Genomic DNA, 16246 nt, shown 5'->3' with positions numbered 1-16246 from the left:
GGGTTCTAACCCGAAACGCCACTCACGACCCGCGCTTGACCAGGCCGAAGGCTCCTTTCACCGCATTAGACGCGGCGAAGGGAGCCTTCATCCCATCATCGGCCTGCCCGAGAACACGCCACGTTTGACCTTCGGCTCAATAGAACCCCACTTGCCACTCACGACCCCCGCGCGAAGATGCGCAAAGCTCCCAAATCGGTCACCTTAAGCCGAGGAAGTGTCCCTTGTGGACATTCAGCGGCGCTTTAGGCGTCAGCGAAGAGGGCCCCCGCCACATTTGACTTACCCCTCAATAGAACGGACCAGTGTCGGCGGGTCGTCGAAGGGGCGCAGGTCTCGGAGTTCGATGACGTCGGACGATCACCGCGGCACGGTCGAGTGGGGAGGATTCCGGACACTCGACGTCCGAAATCCTCCCCACCCGGCCCGCAGCGCTCAGCCGTTGAGCAGGTCGCCAAGGCGGGTCAGGAACGGCCGCTGGCCCTTGAGCAGTTTCTCCTCGGCTTCGGCCAGCCCGAACCAGGCGACCCTGTCGACCTCAGGGAACTCCTGTGTCCGGCCCGACCGCGGCGGCCACTCCATCTCGAAGACTCCCGGCACGACCTGAGCCGGGTCGAGGTCGCCCTCCACCGCCCAGACCGTCACGACCTTGCCGCCGGACTGCTTCACCTCGCCGAGCGGGAGGTACTCCCCCTCCGGCGCCGGCAACCCCAGTTCCTCGGCGAACTCGCGCCGCGCCGCGGCCTCCGGCGTCTCGTCCGGCTCGTACTCACCCTTGGGCACCGACCAGCCGCCCGCGTCCTTCTTCGCCCAGAACGGCCCGCCCATATGCCCGAGCAGCACCTCGGTCACCTCGCCCGACCTGCGGAAGAGCAGGATCCCGGCACTCGTCTTACCCGCCATGCCGTCCAGTCTGGCCTTGCTCCGACCGGGTGATGTGACCGGCCCGCGAAAAAAGTTTCCGCCCGGATGTCGATTCGCGTCGAGCTCGTCCGACGCGTTGTCAGAAGCCGCCCGACAGACTTTCCCGGAAGGACCGGAACCATGACTCAGACCATCACCCCCGCCAAGACCACCTCGACCACCGCCGCCCCGCGTGCCGCGAAGGCGCAGGGCGCGATCCAGTCCGCCGTCCGGATCGTCGTCTCGTTCCTCTTCCTCTGCCACGGTTTGCAGGGATTCGGATTCTTCGGTGGCGTCGACGGCGCGGGCGACTCGGTCGAGCTCGGCTCCTGGCCCGGCTGGTACGGCAGCGTGATCGAGGTCGTCGGCGCCGCGCTGGTGCTGGTGGGCCTGTTCACCCGGCCGGTCGCGGTGCTCCTCTCCGGCGTCATGGCCTACGCCTACTTCACCGTTCACGCGCCGGAAGGCCTGCTGCCGCTGCAGAACATGGGCGAACTGTCGACCCTCTACTGCTGGATCTTCCTGCTGATCGCCGCGATCGGCCCGGGCACCTACGCGCTCGACACCCTGCGCCGCCGCCGCTGAACGAGAATCGCGAAGCCCCTTTCCTGGATCGAATCCAGGAAAGGGGCCTTTTTATCGCGAACCTGTCGATTCACTGTCAATAAACGCGGCCATAACATGGAATTACCCCCCGAAAGAAAGTTCCCTACCGGCAGGGGTGTCCGGCATCCTCTATCACATCAATGGTTTAGACCACCTTGAGCCGGAAGGATGCGTCATGACCCAGACAGCCGCCGCCACGACCACCGAGGTGGGCCCGACCTCTCCCAAGTGGCAGGGACTGGCCCTCTCCGTCGTCCGCGTTGTGGTCTCGTTCCTCTTCCTCTGCCATGGCCTGCAGAAGATGGGGCTGGTCGACAAGGCCGCCGTGCCGGTCGGCACCTGGCCGGGCTGGTACGCCGGGGTGATCGAAACGGTCGGCTCGCTACTCGTCCTGGCGGGCCTGTTCACCCGCCCGGTCGCGGTGCTGCTTTCGGGCACGATGGCGTACGCGTACTTCGTCGTGCACCAGCCCGACGCGTTGCTGCCGTTGCAGAACAAGGGCGAGACGGCCGCTCTGTACTCCTGGATCTTCCTGCTGTTCGCGGTGGTGGGCCCGGGCACCTACGCGCTCGACACCCTGCGCCGCCGCCGCAAGTCCTGATATGCGCGTGAAGGCCCCTTTCCCTCGGCTGAGTCGAGGGAAAGGGGCCTTCGCGCGCAAACTTCAGCGGCCCTGCGGCAGCCCGGCGGCCAGATCGGACAACGCCAGCACGTGCTCCATCAGCACGGTCAGCACCTGCTTCGTCGACTCGCGTTCCCGCGCGTCGCACAGCAGCAGCGGGACGTCCATGCCGACGTCGAGCGCCTGCCGGACCTCCTCGGTGCCGTAGCGGTAGGCGTTGTCGAAGCAGTTGACGGCGACGACGAACGGCAGCCCGCGGCGCTCGAAGAAGTCGACGGCCGCGAAGCAGCTGTCGAGCCGCCTGGTGTCGGCGAGCACGACGGCGCCGAGCGCACCTTCGGCCAGCTCGTCCCACATGAACCAGAACCGGTCCTGCCCCGGCGTGCCGAACAGGTACAGGATCAGCTCGGGGTTGATGGTGATGCGGCCGAAGTCGAGGGCCACCGTGGTGGTCGTCTTCTTCTCGACACCGGTGAGGTCGTCGACGCCCTCGGACGCCGCGGTGATGACCTCCTCGGTGCGCAGCGGGGGAACCTCGCTGACCGAACCGACCATCGTGGTCTTACCGACCCCGAACCCGCCGGCGATGAGGACCTTGACCGCGTTCGCGGTCAAGGATCGCCGGGGCTCAGAGTTTCCGGATGCCATCAAGAACCGCCTGGAGTACGTGTTTGTTGGGGGTGTCGGTGACCGGGGTCGCGGTGCGGAACAGCACGAGGTTCTGTTCGATGAGGTCGCTCAGCAGCACCTTCACCACCGGCAGCGGCAGGTCGATGCGCGCGGCGACCTCCGCGACGGAGGTCGGTCTCTGGCACAGGTTGAGGATCCGCCCGTACTCCGGCTCGAAACCCGCGACCTCGTGCGAGGAACGCATGGCGACCACCAAAGTGATCAGGTCGAGGCCGAGCGTGTCCGAGCGGGTGCGCCCGCCCGTGACGGCGTACGACCGGACCAGCGGCCCGGCCTCGTCCTCGAACCACGACTCGTGCCGCCCGCTCATGGCGACGTGGGAGTCGCGGCGCGGGGCGCCGAGGTGAGCACCGCGCCGACCCGCTTGACCATCAGGTTCATCTCGTAGGCCACGAGGCCCATGTCCGCGTCCTCCTTCGCCAGCAGCGCGAGACACGCGCCGCGGCCCGCCGCGGTGACGAACAGGAAGGCGTGGTCCATCTCGACCATGGTCTGGCGGACATTGCCGCCGCCGAAATGCCGTCCCGTGCCCCGCGCGAGGCTCTGGAACGCCGACGCGACCGCGGACAGGTGCTCGCCGTCCTGCTCCGACAGGTTCCCGGACCGTCCGATGAGCAGGCCGTCGGAGGACAGGACTACCGCCCTGTCGGCCCCGCTGACACGCTTGACCAGGTCATCCAGCAACCAGTCGAGTTCACTGACTCCCGCGTTGGCCATCTAGTCACGATCTCCGTACATGTCGAGGTCGGTGTAGTCGTCGGTGGGTTCGGTGTCCCGGCCGCGGCGCGTGCCCTGCTGGAACGCGGCGAGCCGGTTCCTGGCCAGCTCGGGGGTGTCCTCGCGGACCTCCTCGCGCTGGGCGGCGGGCCGGTCCTCCATCAGCTGGGGGACCAGGTTCGCCTGACGGCGGCGCTGCGGCAGCGGTGGCCTGCCGGGCGCCTCGGGGCCGGGCCGCCGGGTCTGCGGCGGGCGGCCGTCCTGGGGCCGGGTGTCGGCGGGCGGCCACGCCGGCGGCTGCACCGCCTGCGGACGGGCCTCGGCACGCACGGGTTCCGGGCGGATCGGCTCGGGCCGCGGCGTCTCCGGGCGAGGCACCCGCGGCGGGCGCGGGGGCAGCGGCGGCAACGTGCCGCCGGACTGCTCCGGGCCCTGCTGCGCCTGCGGCTGGGGCTGGGGCGCGACCGGCATCGGCACGGGCAGTTCCGGCCGCTCCGCGGGGAACTCGGTGCGGTGGCGGGCACGACGGCCCGGGAGCAGCGGCGCGGCGTCCGGCACCTCGGTGCTCTCGGGGTCCACCTCGTCCTCCGGCTGATCAGACGGGACCGGCGCGAGCAGGTCGGTGCGGACGAGCACGATGGCCCTGGTGCCGCCGTACGCGGATTCGCGCAGGTGCACGGAGATCCCGTGCCGCGCGGCGAGGCGCGCGACGACGAACAGGCCCAGCCGTGGCTCGGCTGACAAGGCCATGATGCCGAAATCCGGCGGATCGGCCAACATCGCGTTCAGCTCGGCGGCCTGCTCGGGCTCGATACCGAGGCCCTGGTCCTCGACCTCGATCACGACACCCTTGCCGACCACGTTGCCCCGCAGCTCGACGCGCGACTGCGGCGGCGAGAACGAGGTCGCGTTGTCGATCAGCTCCGCGAGCAGGTGCACGAGGTCGCCGACGACCGGGCCCTGCACCGCCATCGCGGGCATCTTCGCCGTCTTCACCCTGGCGAAGTCCTCGGTCTCCGCCGAGGCGCCGCGGGTCAGCTCGGCGAGCGTCACCGGCTTGCGCCACTGACGGCCCGGCTGGCCGCCACCGAGGATGATCAGGTTCTCCGCGTTGCGGCGGGCGCGGGTGGAGAGGTGGTCCAGCTGGAAGAGCGTGTCCAGCTGCTCCGGGTCCTCCTGCTTGCGCTCGGCCTGGTCGAGCACCTTGAGCTGGCGGTGCACGATCACCTGGCTGCGGTGCGCGATGTTGAGGAACACCGCCTTGGTGCCCTCACGGGTCCTGGCCTCTTCGACGGCGGCCGCGATGGCGGTCTGCTGCGCCTTGTTGAAGGCCTCGGCGACCTGGCCGATCTCGTCGTCGCCGTGGTCGAGGAAGTGACCCTTGTCGTCGAGGTCGACGGGTTCGCCGGCCCGCACCCGGTCCACCAGTTCCGGCAGCCGGATCTCGGCGACGTCGAGGGTGTCCTCGCGCAGCCGTGCCAGCCGTCCGATGAGCCGGTTGGACAGCCGCAGGGCGATGACGAACACGGCGATCGCCACCAGCAGCGCGAGGGCCGCGGCGATGGCCGACGTGATCAGCGTCCGGTCGGCGTCGTCGACCGCCTGCGTCGTGGCCGTACCACTCTGCTCGACGAAGCCGCGCATCATCGCGTCACTGACGCCGCGCGTGGCCTGCAGCCACGTCTGCTCGGGGATGGGGAGCGTGGCCTTGCTGTTCTGCAGGAAGGTGTTCTCGACCGTGGTGACGGCCTTCCACGGATCACTCGCGACGAGCTGGTCGAACTTCGCCTTGACGTCCGGGAGCATCCGCGAGACCGACGACTCCAGCTGGGAGCGGTAGGAACCGACCTCCGTGACGTACGCGCGATAGGTCTCGTCGGTGAAGCCGCCGCCCGCGACGGCCGCGGCGGCGAGGGCGTTCGCGCGGTGCATCTGGTCGATCGCGGTGAACAACGGAACCGCGGTGATCCGCTGGTAGGCGTTCTCGGCGTTCGGCGCGTCCTGCGCCAGCCCGGTGAGACCTTCGACGAACTGGTCGAGGATCTGGTTGTAGAAGGTGAAGGCGTCCAGCAGCGGGAGCTGGCCGGAGTCGGCCGACTGCCGGATCTGCGGCGCCTTCTGCAGGAGCCCGTTCAGCGTGGCGATGTTGCGCTGCACGCTGTCCGGCGAGTCGCCGACGAACTTCTGCAGATGCGCGGCGACACCCTGGGCGGCGGCGTCGGTCTTGGCGCGCTGCTCGGTGAGCGTGGCGTGCTGCGACCGGTCGCCGGCGAGCTCGCGCAGCGTCAGGCGCCGCTCTTCCTGTACTTGGACGAAGAAGGGGAGGGAGGGAGCTTCCGAGTCACGGATCCGCTGCGCGTAGTCACGGCCGTCGACCGCGTCGAAGATCAGGTACCCGCCGATCGCGAGACCGACCAGCATCAGCGCGATGCTCGGAATGAGCGCGATCGTCAGAACGCGCGAACGAATCGAAGAGCCGCGGCCTCGTGGAAGGGAAATCTGCTTCACCGTGGTCCGTTTTCCTTCCGGCAGTTTTAGGTGTCGGGTCGCCGGGGATCTCATACCCGCGGGATCCGATAGCCGGATCAACACAGCGTGGTCCGCTCCGCCCGCGAAGACGCTAGGAGACCCAAACGGGTGAGTCAAGTCCGGACGCGAAGGGTAGTCACGTATGGCCGTGACCTGCTGACGAGAGGCAGCCGGACCAGGAAAGTCCACCACGTGGACCAGGGCACTCCGCTAAGTGACCGACCAGTAGGTCACCTGGCGGTTTAGCGCAGGCAGCGGCTTGATCGACGCTCTTCGGACTCGATCAAGTCACACCTCTGGACCGTCGCGTCTCAGCGAAAAAGCCGACGAAAACTACTCGCCGTGACGTCGCTCACGCTTTCCGACCAGAGCTCCACATACCGTTCGGTTTGCGAACGACATCACCGCGGAGGAACGCGGTCGTAACACCCTTCGCCCCACGAAATCGAGAATTATCGAAGCTTATCGCCGAGGATTCGGCGAAATGATCTTCGCCGCGGCGGCCGAGCTCGTCCTCGATGAGCGCGTCGACCTTCCCGGACGCGTCCCGGAGCAGCCGGACGCCCGCCCAGCACAAAGTCGCCACCCCGCAGATCAGGATCGCGACGAGAACCGTCTCGACCGGATACCGGGAGCCGAATTCGTTGAGCAGGAAACCGGAGGCGACACCGAACACGGCGACGACGAAATAGGTGAACGACACGATCCCCTCCTTCTCCAGGCGCCGTGGCCCGCGCCTCGCCGGTAAGACGGGCGACGCGGGCTTTCCTTACGCCACAGGGGAAGGATCTACGTCACACTCGCGGCGAGAGCGAATATCGAGGTTAACAGCGGATTCGCGAAAGATCGCCCGTTCTCCCCCACCGGGGCGAGGCGATCACCTATTTGCCACGTGTTTCCGAATGTGGTTCACCATTTTCGCCACACCGGGTATCACTCCGGCAGGCCCCGCGCCGTGCTCAGCTCCTGAGCTCCCGAAGCGTCGTCACGGCGCGGAGCACCTCGCCGTAGGTGGTGTAGAGCGGCGCGAGCCCGAACCTCAGCACGTTGGGCGGGCGGAAGTCGCCGATCACCCCGCGGTCGATCAAGGCCGCCATCGTCTTGGCCGCGTCGTCGTCGACCACCGAGATCTGGTGGCCGCGGTCCCGGCCGCGCGGAGTCGGGATCGTCGCGCCGTCGAGGAGCTCGTCCGCGCACCGGAAGAAGAAGTCGCCGAGCGCGAGCCCCTTCTCCCGCAGCAGCCCGCGGTCCACGCCGTCCCAGACGTCGAGGGCCGCGTCGAGCGCGAGCAGCGAAAGGATGTCGGGCGTGCCCGCGCGACCGCGCGCGATACCGGCGTGCGCCTCGTAGGCGCCCCGCATCGCGAACGGGTCGCGGTCACCGGCCCAGCCCGCCAGCGGCTGCTCGAACCGATCCAGCCATTTCGTTGCCACGTAAAGGAAAGCAGGCGATCCGGGGCCGCCGTTGAGGAACTTGTAGGTACAGCCGACGGCGAGGTCCACACCCGCCTCGTCCAGCTCGACGGGCAGCGCGCCGACGCTGTGGCAGAGGTCCCAGAGCGCCAGCGCCCCGGCCCGGTGCAGCGCCGCGGTCAGCGCGGCCATGTCGTGGGCGCGCCCGGTGACGTAGTCGACGTGGTTGATCAGCGCGACGGCCGTCCGCTCGCTGACCTGGGCCGGCATGTCCTCGGCGACCACCCGGCGCACCGTGCGCCCGGTCAGCCGGGCGGCCTCGTCGGCGATGTAGCCGTCGGTCGGGAAGGTGTCCGCGTCGACGAGGATCTCGTCGCGGCCGGGCTGGAGCCGGGTGGCGGCGACCAGCGCCTTGAACAGGTTCACGCTGGTCGAATCCGCCACGACGAGCTGCCCCGGCGCGGCGCCCACCAGCGGCGCGATCCGCTCGCCGACCCGCACCGGCGCCTCCCACCAACCCTCCGACCAGGACCGGATGAGCCGTCCGCCCCATTGCTCGCGGACGACCGCGGCGAGCCGTCCGGCCACGTGCTTCGGCGGCGCGCCCAGCGAGTTGCCGTCGAAATAGGCGACGTCCGCGTCGAGGTCGAATTCGTTTCGCTTGTGCGCCAAGGGATCGGCCGCGTCCAGCGCCGCGGCCCCGGCTACGAGGTCAGTCACGGCCACCATCGTCGGCGAGAGTGTTCCAGAAGTCCAGCTCGTACGACTGGAACAGCCGCGCGTGGGTCCGAGCGTCCTTTTCGGACAGACACCCGGCGTCGAACGCGGCCTGCACGGCTCGGACGGCCAGCTCTTCGAGCTCCGGCGACGGCGTGCCGAAGAAGTCGAAGAAGGCGCATGCTTCGTCGTCGAAGCCGTACCGCTCACGCATCGCGGAGGCGATCGCGGCGCAGTAGCGGCCGAAGGCGGCAAAGTTCGCGACGATCGCCACGATGACGTCCGCCGGCTCGCCGTTGAGCGCCAGCCAGGCGACGAACGCCGGATACGCCTGGCATCCCGCGCGCGGCTCGAAATCGGGCGATTCCTCGGCGAGCGCCGCCAGCTTGCCGAGCGCCAGCCCTTCCCCCGACGCCAGGGCCGCGAAGAACTCTCGCGCGTTCTGTTCCTGTGAACGCGAAGCGAGGTGGAGGAAGCTGCGCCAGTCGCTGCGGACGATCCGGTACTCCTCCTCGGCGATCGCGGCGAAGACCTCGCGCGGCGCCTCTCCCGCTTCGACCAACGGGACGAGCCTGTTCTCGTCGTCGCGGGGGGCGAGTTCCGCCTGGACCGCGTCGATCAACTCGCGTGCCGAACCGGTCATCGTCGAGGTTCCTCCTTGTTCGTGGCTGACGCGGTGAAAACGGAAAAGGTGGACATTTCGCGTAGCGCAACCGTGGCCGCGATTCTCTATCCAGCACTGCCGACAGCCCTTACAGTGTGCCTGATCAGGCAGCATCGAGGAGGCCAGCGTTGACCACCCAGCCGACCGTCGCCGAGCAGATCGAAGGCCAGACCATCCCCGCCCTGCTTCACCGCAACGCCCAGGAGTTCGGTGACCTGCCGGCGGTCACGTCACTCGACATCGAGGGCAAGCCGACCCTGAACTGGGCCGAATTCCGCACCGCCATCGCGGAGGTGTCCCGCGGGCTCGCCGGCCTCGGGCTCGGCGTCCGCGACCGGATGCTGATCATGGCGCCGAGCAGCCCGGAACACCTGATCGCCGACCTCGCCGCCGCCCATCTCGGCGCGATCCCCTGCACCGCGTACGCGACGCTCAGCCCTGAGCAGATCGGGTTCGTCGCCCGTCACAGCTCCGCGAGCGTCGTCGTCCTCGCCGGCGCCGACGAACTCGGCCGCTGGTCACAGGTCCTCGACGAGTTGCCCGCGCTGAAGCACGTCGTCCTGCTCGACGCGTCCGTGATCCCCGCGGACGACAAGCGTTTCCTGTCCTTCGCCGAGCTCCGCGCGGCGGGCGCCGAAGCGCACGCGGCCGACCCGGCGGCGTTCGAGACGGCGTGGTCCGCGATCACCCCGGACGACCCGCTGTCGATGATCTACACCTCCGGCACCACCGGCGACCCCAAGGGCGTCGTGCTGTCGCACCGCAACGCGATCCATCAGGCCGTCGCCGTCCAGCGGCTGCACGACTCACCGATGCACGCCACGAACATCGCGTACCTGCCGCTCGCGCATATCGCCGAACGGGAACTGTCGATCTACATGCCGATCGTGTGGGCCGGGCACGTGCACACCGTCGGCGACCCGACGGGCGTCGTCGGCGCGCTCGGCCAAGTGCACCCGAAGAGCTTCTTCGGTGTCCCGCGGGTGTGGGAAAAGATGGTGGCGGGCCTGAAGAATCTGCTCGGCTCGCTGCCGGAGGAGAAACGGAACGGCCTGCTCGCCGCGAACGAACTGCTGCAGCAGGGCTACAAACTCCGCAGCGACGGCAAGGAGGTGCCGCCGGAGCTCGCCGAAAAGATCGCGCAGACCGACGCGGCCGCGCTCGCGCCGGTGCGGGCGATGCTGGGCCTCGACCAGATCGAGGTCGCCTCCAGCGGTGCCGCGGCGCTGCCGGTCGAGATCCTCTACTTCATCGCCGGGCTCGGCGTCGAGATCCAGGAGGTCTGGGGACTGTCCGAGACCACCGGCGCGGTCACCTCGAACACGTCGTCGGCGTTCAAGGCAGGCTCGGTCGGCCGCCCGCTGGAAGGCATCGAGGTGAAGGTCGCCGAAGACGGCGAACTCCTCGTCCGCGGCGCGATCGTGTTCCTCGGCTACCTGCAGGCGGACGGCACGATCGAACCGGACGTCGACGCCGACGGCTGGCTCGCCACCGGCGACATCGGGACGATCGACGAACGCGGGTTCGTCACGATCACCGACCGCAAGAAGGAACTGATCATCACCTCGAGCGGCAAGAACATCGCCCCGACGAAGATCGAAGGACTGCTCAAGGAACACCCGCTGATCGGGCAGGCCGTCGCGATCGGTGAGAAACGGCCGTATGTCACGGCGCTGATCGTCATCGACGACGAGATCGCGCCGGGCTGGGCGACCGCGAACGGCATCCAGCTCGCGGAAGGCGAATCGCTCGCCGACAACGCGGAAGTGCGCGCGGAGATCGAGAAGGCCGTCGAGGCGGCGAACGCGCGGCTCGCCAGGATCGAGCAGATCAAGCGGTATCACGTGATCCCCAAGGCGTGGACACCGGAAAGCGGAGAAGTGACGCCGACTTTGAAGCTGAAGCGGCGGATCATCAACGACCGGTACGCACCCACCATCGCGGACCTGTACCCGGCCGCCGCTCCGGAACCCGCCCCCGCCGCCGGCTCCTGACGCGCGGCAAGTCGTAAGACGCGTGCTTGAAGCCGCATCTCGCGTGTCTGGAGGCGTAACTCGCGAGTTACGCCTCCAGACACGTGAGTTACGCCTTCAAGCACGCGAGTTCCGTCTTCAAGCACGTGGCGAAAGGGGTCGCGAGGGGGAAGCGACCGCTGCTAACTTGCCGCCGTGGATCTCTTTTCCCGATCTTGGGCGGCGTTGCTCGCCGCCGTCGCCGAAACCCCCGACGAAGACTTCGCCAAACCGTCCGGTTGCGCCGGCTGGCTGGTGCGGGACCTGGCATGTCACCTGGTGATCGACGCACAGGACGTCCTGATCACCCTCGCCACCCCCGCCGACACGGAACCGACGCGCGACGCGGTCACCTACTGGGAGATCGCCGAGAAGCCGCCCACCGGCGAGGACGACCTCGACGCGCTGATCGTGCGGCTCGCCGCCGCGTACCAGGAGCCGCGGCTGCTCAAGTTCCACCTCGACGACGTCGGGTCCGCCGCCGGCCGGGCCGCCGCCCTCGCCGACCCGACGGCCAGGGTCGCCACCCGCGACATCGTCCTGTCCGCGGGTGACTTCCTCTCCGCCTACGTCCTGGAATGGACGCTGCACCACCTCGACCTGGTCGCGCATCTCCCGCACCTCGACGGCCCCGCCGCCGACAGCCTCGCCAGGACACGGCAGATCCTGGAGCAGCGCACCGGGGCAACGTTCCCGGCTTCCTTCTCCGACACGGACGCGCTGCTGGTCGGAACGGGCCGCCGTCAGCCGACGGACGCCGAGAAAGCCGAACTCGGCGACCTGGCCGCGAAGCTCCCGTTCGTAATGGGCTAAGCCGTCCGGGTCGACTCCGTCCACTTGCGGAGCCGGGGCGGGACACGCTTTTCGAGGCCGTAGTTCTCCAGATGCGCGCTGAAGACCTCGTCAAAGGCGCGCTGAACGGTCTCGGTGTCCCACACCGGCCGCTCGAGGATGGGCTGCTTCAGATACGGCTGCCCCATGACGTGCAGCTGCGGCCCGTTGCAGCGGATCATCTGCCCGGTGATCCCGTCGGATCCGGCGCCGAGCAGGAACAGCACGACCGGCGCGATCCTTGACGGCGTCCGGTCCGGCGGGCAGGCCCGCAGCGACCGTTCGGACTTCCACACCATCCGGGTATGCGCGAGCGGGCAGACCGCGTTCACCCGGATCCCGCTCTCCTCCAGGTCGAGCGCCCAGGAGTAGGTCAGCGAAGCGACGGCGCCCTTGCTGGCGGCGTACACGCCGAGCTTGCGCTGCCCGAGCGACGCCCCGGACGAGATGTTGACGATCGAGCCCGGCGTACCCCGCGAAACCATCGCCTTGATCGCGGCGAGCCCGGTGTACATGACGCCGAGGACGTTCACCTCGACGAGCTCGCGGGCCTGCTCGACGTCGTCCTCCCACGGCAGCGCCTCGTAGTTCAGGCCCGCGTTGTTGACCAGCCCGTCGATCGCGCCGAACTCCGCGAGGCAGAGGTCGACGATCTCCTGCGCCTGCTTCGGATCCGCGACGCTGTGCCCGCTGGCGACCGCCCTGCCGCCGAACCGGCGGATGTTCTCCGTCGTCCGTTCGGCCAGTTCGGCGTCGATGTCGTTGACCACGACGGCCCCGCCCGCCCTCGCGACGTGCACCGCGAACGCCTCGCCGAGGCCTCGCCCCGCCCCGGTCACGACGACGGCCTTGTCGTCGAGCAAACCGTTCATCGCCTTCACCCCTTTGACCCAGCCGGCCTCCACCTCCAGACCGGTCTCTACTCAGTGTTGGCCCATTCGGCCCAGCCGGAACGCCGGCGGCGGCGAACGGCGGCCCGGCTGCGCCGAGCGAGGGCGAGGCGATCGGCGCGCAGATACCCGCGGACGAGTCAGGCCGACCTCACCCACCGGTCAGACGGCGTAGCCCGATCGGCCCAAGAGGCGAAGGATCGGCCGGTCTTCTGTTCGTCTCCCTGTAGCCGGAGGCATACTGAACGTTGTCCGGCGGGACGGCAACTGTGACTCCCTCGTCGACCGCGTAACACGGCAGGCAAGAATGCGAGGGAAGCAAGTTCACCCGATCGGGGGGAGGTGGTCACTCAGTGAAGACGAACGCGGCGCCACGGATGACCGCCGCCCTGGCGAACCGCGAGTTCCGCGCACTCTGGCTCGCCGAGGTGCAGTCCCTCATCGGGGACCAGCTCACCATCGTGGCGCTGGCGATCCTCGTCTACGACCGGACAGGCTCCGCGTTGCTCTCCGCGGTGGTCTACTCCCTGACCTTCCTGCCCGCGCTGGCCGGCGGCCTCGGCCTCTCCCAGCTGGCCGACCGCTACCCGAGGCGCACCGTCCTCGTCGTCTCGTCCCTGATCCAGGGCGTGCTGATCGCGATCATGGCGATCCCCGGCACCCCGCTCGCCCTGTTGTGCGGGCTGGTGGTGCTGGCCCGGCTCGCGAACGCGCCCGGCAACGCGGCGCAGAACGCGCTGACCCGCGAGGTGTTCACCGACGACGCCCTCTATCTGAAGAGCCAGGACATCCGGGGCATCTCGACCAACACCGCGATGCTGCTCGGCCTGGCGGGCGGCGGTCTGCTGGTGTCGCAGGTCGGCGCGAGCTGGGCGCTGGCGCTGGACGCCGTGACGTTCCTGCTGAGCGCGGCCGTGGTCCGCTTCTCGGTCTCCCGGCGCGCGGCGGCGTCCGACGGCAGCGGCAGCTGGTTCGGCGCGGTGAAACAGGTCTTCGGCAACCGGCACCTGCGGGTGCTGGTCTGGTTCTCGTGGCTGGTCGGCCTGGCCGTCATCCCCGAAGGGCTGGCCGCGCCGCTCGCCGCCGAGATGGGCGTGGGGAAACAGGCCGTCGGCTGGCTGCTGGCAGCCGATCCGCTGGGGTTCGTGATCGGGGCGTTCCTGCTGTCCCGGTTCGTCTCGGCGGAACAACGGCGGAAGCTGCTCGGCGTGCTGGCGGCACTACCGATGGTCGCCCTGATCGCCTTCGCGCTCAAACCGGGGCTGATTCCGGCGTTGCTCCTGCTGGCGGCGGCGGGTGCCGCGGGGGCGTACCTGATCACGGTGAGCGCCACGTTCATCACCTGGGTCCCGAACGAACTCCGGGGCGGTGCGGGTGGGGTTTACCGCACGGGGTTGCGGGTGGCTCAAGGGATAGGGGCGGGACTCGGCGGGCTCGCCGCCGATCGGCTCGGGGCGGCGACCTCGGCCATCGCGCTGGCAGGCGTGGTCGGCCTGCTGCTGGCCGTACTGGTCGCGCTCAGCTGGGGACACATCAACGGATCCAGCCCGGAACCGTTGCTGTCATGAGGAATCCACACTGGACGACCCCTGGGGCGGCACGGCCGCCCGGTGGGTTCGTACACGGGAAACTCGACTGGACACTGCTTCGGCACCTGGGTCTTCGGTACTCGGACGAAAAGAAACGACTCTCGATCAGAAGTCACGGCTCGACACTGTGGGACACCTCCCGGCCACCTCGTTGCTGCGAACTAATACCTTGTCCGGGCTCAGAAGTCACGACTGGACACTATCCGTCACCCCTTCCGCGACGCGTCTCGAAAAACATTCAGCCGCCAAGATCAGAAATCACGGGACACGATTGCCACCTCCGGTCCGTGTTCGCGGGCACCCTTGCCGCTGTCGGACAACTGTTGCGATGGGATGATACCGGCCGTGGAATACGAACGGTGTATCAGTCGGTACCGGTGAGATTACTCAGCCGTGCCGTCCGCGCGGAAAAGAGGTAGCAATTGCCAGCCGAGACCGGCGACCGCCGCCAGCACGGTGACGGCACCGGCGACCTTGACGACGCAACGGCGACGGCCGCCGCGGACAGCGGTGTACCGGTGACCGAACGCGGGCAGGCAAGCCCGGAAGGTGACCAGGCCGGGCCGGCGGAGCGCCATCCCTACGATCCCAGGGCGTGGGCCCTGTGGCAGCGACCGAAGCGGTTCATCGCGTTCCTTTTCGCGATGGAGGCCATCGGAATCGCGATCATGGTCGTCGCGACGATGAATTCCACGAATCCGGGAAGAATCGATTGGGTTCGTTTCGCCATTCTCGCCGTCGGCGCCACCGCACATATTCAGCTCACTCAGCGGCAAGAGGAAAGACGGCGCGATCGAAGCCGCACCGTCCTCATCGACCTCACCGCGGTATGGACATTTCCGGCCGCCGTCATCCTGCCGCTTTCCTTGACGCTTTCCATCATCGCGCTCGTCCGGATCCAGCATTGGTTCATCGCCCGGCGGCCCGCGCACAACTTCGTGTTCTCGTCGGTCACGCACGGCGTTTCGGTGACGCTGGCCTCGCTCACCTTCGCCGCGTTCGGACCGCATGAATGGGGACGGATTTCCGGCTGGGACACCCTCGGCGAGTTCGGCGTCCTGATCATCACCGGGTTGGTCTTCGAAGCGGTGCAGATCGCCTACATCGGCGGCATCCTCGCGATCGGCTCGCCGAAGCGGCCGTCGATGTCCACCGTGCTCGGCAACGCGGCGGACAACCTGCTGGAGGCCATCACGATCGGCCTCGGCGCGGTCACCGCGGTACTGCTGTTGATCATGCCACCGATGGTGATCGTGATGGCCGTGGTGACGGTGGTGTTCAATCGCCTCGCCGAGATCGACCAACTGCAAAACGACGCGCGGACGGACCCGAAAACCGGTGTTCTCAACATGCGCGGATGGTCGGAGTCGGCCGATCGGGCGCTCGGAAGGACTGCCCGATCGGACGACAACCTGGCACTTCTGATGATTGATCTCGACCACTTCAAGTGGATTAACGACACATATGGGCACCCGGCGGGTGACGACGTCCTCCGCGATGTGGCGCGGAAATTGGACGAGGTCACCAGGCCCGCCGACGTCATCGGCCGGTTCGGCGGCGAGGAATTCCTCGTACTCCTGCCGGATATCGACGAAACGGCGGCCAAACTCGCCGCCGAGCGAGTGCGCAGTGCTATCGCCGAACTGCATATAGTGACTACCGACAAAAGGGGCAGCCGGGTGACCATCTCGGGCCGCACCACCTCGATCGGGGCGGCACTGTTCCCTCGTCACGGTGAATCCCTGGAGGAACTCCTGCACGCCTCCGACGCCGCCGTCTACGTGGCCAAGGAGAACGGCCGGAACCAGGTGCGCTTCGCCCAGGACGTGGACCGGCCCGCTCCCCCGCCCGCCGCCGAAGACTGACCGTGTCGTGTCGTTCGTCCAGTCACGCGTGTCGTCCACGCAGACATGCGAAAGCACCGCCTCGGTCCAGCGGGTCGTGGGTGGGGGGGGGGGGGGGGGGGCCGAACCCCCCCCCCCCCCCCCACCGGCGCCAACCGCCCCCCGGCCACCCCCCACCCCCCCCCGCCCCACACCCGGGGGGTTCGCGGGGGGGGGGCCC

At 68.6% G+C, this 16246-nt stretch carries 16 protein-coding genes; 6 read left to right on the top strand and 10 right to left on the bottom strand.

Annotated features, from left to right (window positions below; genetic code table 11):
* Positions 1-435: 435 nt before the first annotated feature.
* Positions 436-903: an NUDIX domain-containing protein gene (locus tag ACIRGA_RS39500; protein WP_400952141.1), complete on the bottom strand. Its 468-nt coding sequence runs from the start codon at positions 901-903 to the stop codon at positions 436-438.
* A 141-nt stretch (positions 904-1044) separates the two neighbouring features.
* On the opposite strand from ACIRGA_RS39500, the gene ACIRGA_RS39495 reads away from it, so the two are divergent.
* On the top strand, positions 1045-1488 hold the full coding sequence (locus tag ACIRGA_RS39495; protein ID WP_400952139.1) for a DoxX family protein: 444 nt from the start codon (positions 1045-1047) through the stop codon (positions 1486-1488).
* A 196-nt stretch (positions 1489-1684) separates the two neighbouring features.
* Positions 1685-2110, top strand: coding sequence for a DoxX family protein (locus ACIRGA_RS39490; RefSeq protein ID WP_400952137.1), 426 nt, complete (start codon positions 1685-1687; stop codon positions 2108-2110).
* A 63-nt stretch (positions 2111-2173) separates the two neighbouring features.
* Here the strand turns inward: ACIRGA_RS39490 and ACIRGA_RS39485 are convergent, their stop codons facing one another.
* From ACIRGA_RS39485 to ACIRGA_RS39455, 7 genes are all read right to left on the bottom strand, one after another.
* Complete coding sequence (locus tag ACIRGA_RS39485; RefSeq protein ID WP_026466899.1) at positions 2174-2779, bottom strand: ATP/GTP-binding protein; 606 nt, start codon at positions 2777-2779, stop codon at positions 2174-2176.
* The gene (locus tag ACIRGA_RS39480) at positions 2760-3131 is read right to left on the bottom strand and encodes a DUF742 domain-containing protein (protein ID WP_400952134.1); all 372 of its coding nucleotides are present in this window, start codon (positions 3129-3131) and stop codon (positions 2760-2762) included. Before ACIRGA_RS39480 ends, ACIRGA_RS39485 begins: the two co-directional genes overlap by 20 nt.
* Positions 3128-3538 carry a roadblock/LC7 domain-containing protein gene (locus ACIRGA_RS39475; RefSeq protein ID WP_037341577.1) on the bottom strand — a complete coding sequence of 137 codons (411 nt, stop codon included), beginning with the start codon at positions 3536-3538 and terminating at the stop codon, positions 3128-3130. The genes ACIRGA_RS39480 and ACIRGA_RS39475 overlap by 4 nt, the downstream gene beginning before the upstream one ends.
* A complete protein-coding gene (locus ACIRGA_RS39470; RefSeq protein WP_400952131.1) occupies positions 3539-6046 on the bottom strand; it encodes a nitrate- and nitrite sensing domain-containing protein in 2508 nt (835 codons plus the stop codon).
* A gap of 373 nt (positions 6047-6419) precedes the next feature.
* On the bottom strand, positions 6420-6770 hold the full coding sequence (locus ACIRGA_RS39465) for a hypothetical protein (RefSeq protein ID WP_400952128.1): 351 nt from the start codon (positions 6768-6770) through the stop codon (positions 6420-6422).
* 256 nt (positions 6771-7026) lie between these two features.
* A complete protein-coding gene (locus ACIRGA_RS39460; protein ID WP_400952125.1) occupies positions 7027-8208 on the bottom strand; it encodes a kynureninase in 1182 nt (393 codons plus the stop codon).
* Positions 8192-8839, bottom strand: a complete 648-nt coding sequence (locus ACIRGA_RS39455) for a transcriptional regulator (RefSeq protein WP_400952123.1) — start codon at positions 8837-8839, stop codon at positions 8192-8194. The genes ACIRGA_RS39460 and ACIRGA_RS39455 overlap by 17 nt, the downstream gene beginning before the upstream one ends.
* 149 nt (positions 8840-8988) lie before the next feature.
* Here ACIRGA_RS39455 and ACIRGA_RS39450 point away from each other — a divergent pair, with 149 nt between their 5' ends.
* On the top strand, positions 8989-10854 hold the full coding sequence (locus ACIRGA_RS39450) for an AMP-dependent synthetase/ligase (RefSeq protein WP_400952121.1): 1866 nt from the start codon (positions 8989-8991) through the stop codon (positions 10852-10854).
* Positions 10855-11028: 174 nt separating this feature from the next.
* On the top strand, positions 11029-11685 hold the full coding sequence (locus ACIRGA_RS39445) for a maleylpyruvate isomerase N-terminal domain-containing protein (RefSeq protein ID WP_400952118.1): 657 nt from the start codon (positions 11029-11031) through the stop codon (positions 11683-11685).
* Here ACIRGA_RS39445 and ACIRGA_RS39440 read toward each other — a convergent pair.
* On the bottom strand, positions 11682-12575 hold the full coding sequence (locus tag ACIRGA_RS39440) for an SDR family NAD(P)-dependent oxidoreductase (protein ID WP_400952116.1): 894 nt from the start codon (positions 12573-12575) through the stop codon (positions 11682-11684). The genes ACIRGA_RS39445 and ACIRGA_RS39440 overlap by 4 nt on opposite strands.
* 371 nt (positions 12576-12946) lie before the next feature.
* On the opposite strand from ACIRGA_RS39440, the gene ACIRGA_RS39435 reads away from it, so the two are divergent.
* Complete coding sequence (locus ACIRGA_RS39435; RefSeq protein ID WP_400952113.1) at positions 12947-14161, top strand: MFS transporter; 1215 nt, start codon at positions 12947-12949, stop codon at positions 14159-14161.
* Between the two features lie 404 nt (positions 14162-14565).
* Here ACIRGA_RS39435 and ACIRGA_RS39430 read toward each other — a convergent pair whose 3' ends face one another.
* Positions 14566-14760 (bottom strand): hypothetical protein, encoded by a 195-nt coding sequence (locus ACIRGA_RS39430; RefSeq protein WP_400952111.1) that lies wholly within the window; start codon positions 14758-14760, stop codon positions 14566-14568.
* Positions 14761-14826: 66 nt separating this feature from the next.
* On the opposite strand from ACIRGA_RS39430, the gene ACIRGA_RS39425 reads away from it, so the two are divergent.
* Positions 14827-16047, top strand: a complete 1221-nt coding sequence (locus ACIRGA_RS39425) for a GGDEF domain-containing protein (RefSeq protein WP_400952109.1) — start codon at positions 14827-14829, stop codon at positions 16045-16047.
* Positions 16048-16246: the final 199 nt, after the last annotated feature.

This window comes from Amycolatopsis sp. NPDC102389, from assembly GCF_044765885.1.
Taxonomy (GTDB): Bacteria; Actinomycetota; Actinomycetes; order Mycobacteriales; family Pseudonocardiaceae; genus Amycolatopsis.
This window is presented reverse-complemented; position numbering and strand designations above follow the sequence as displayed.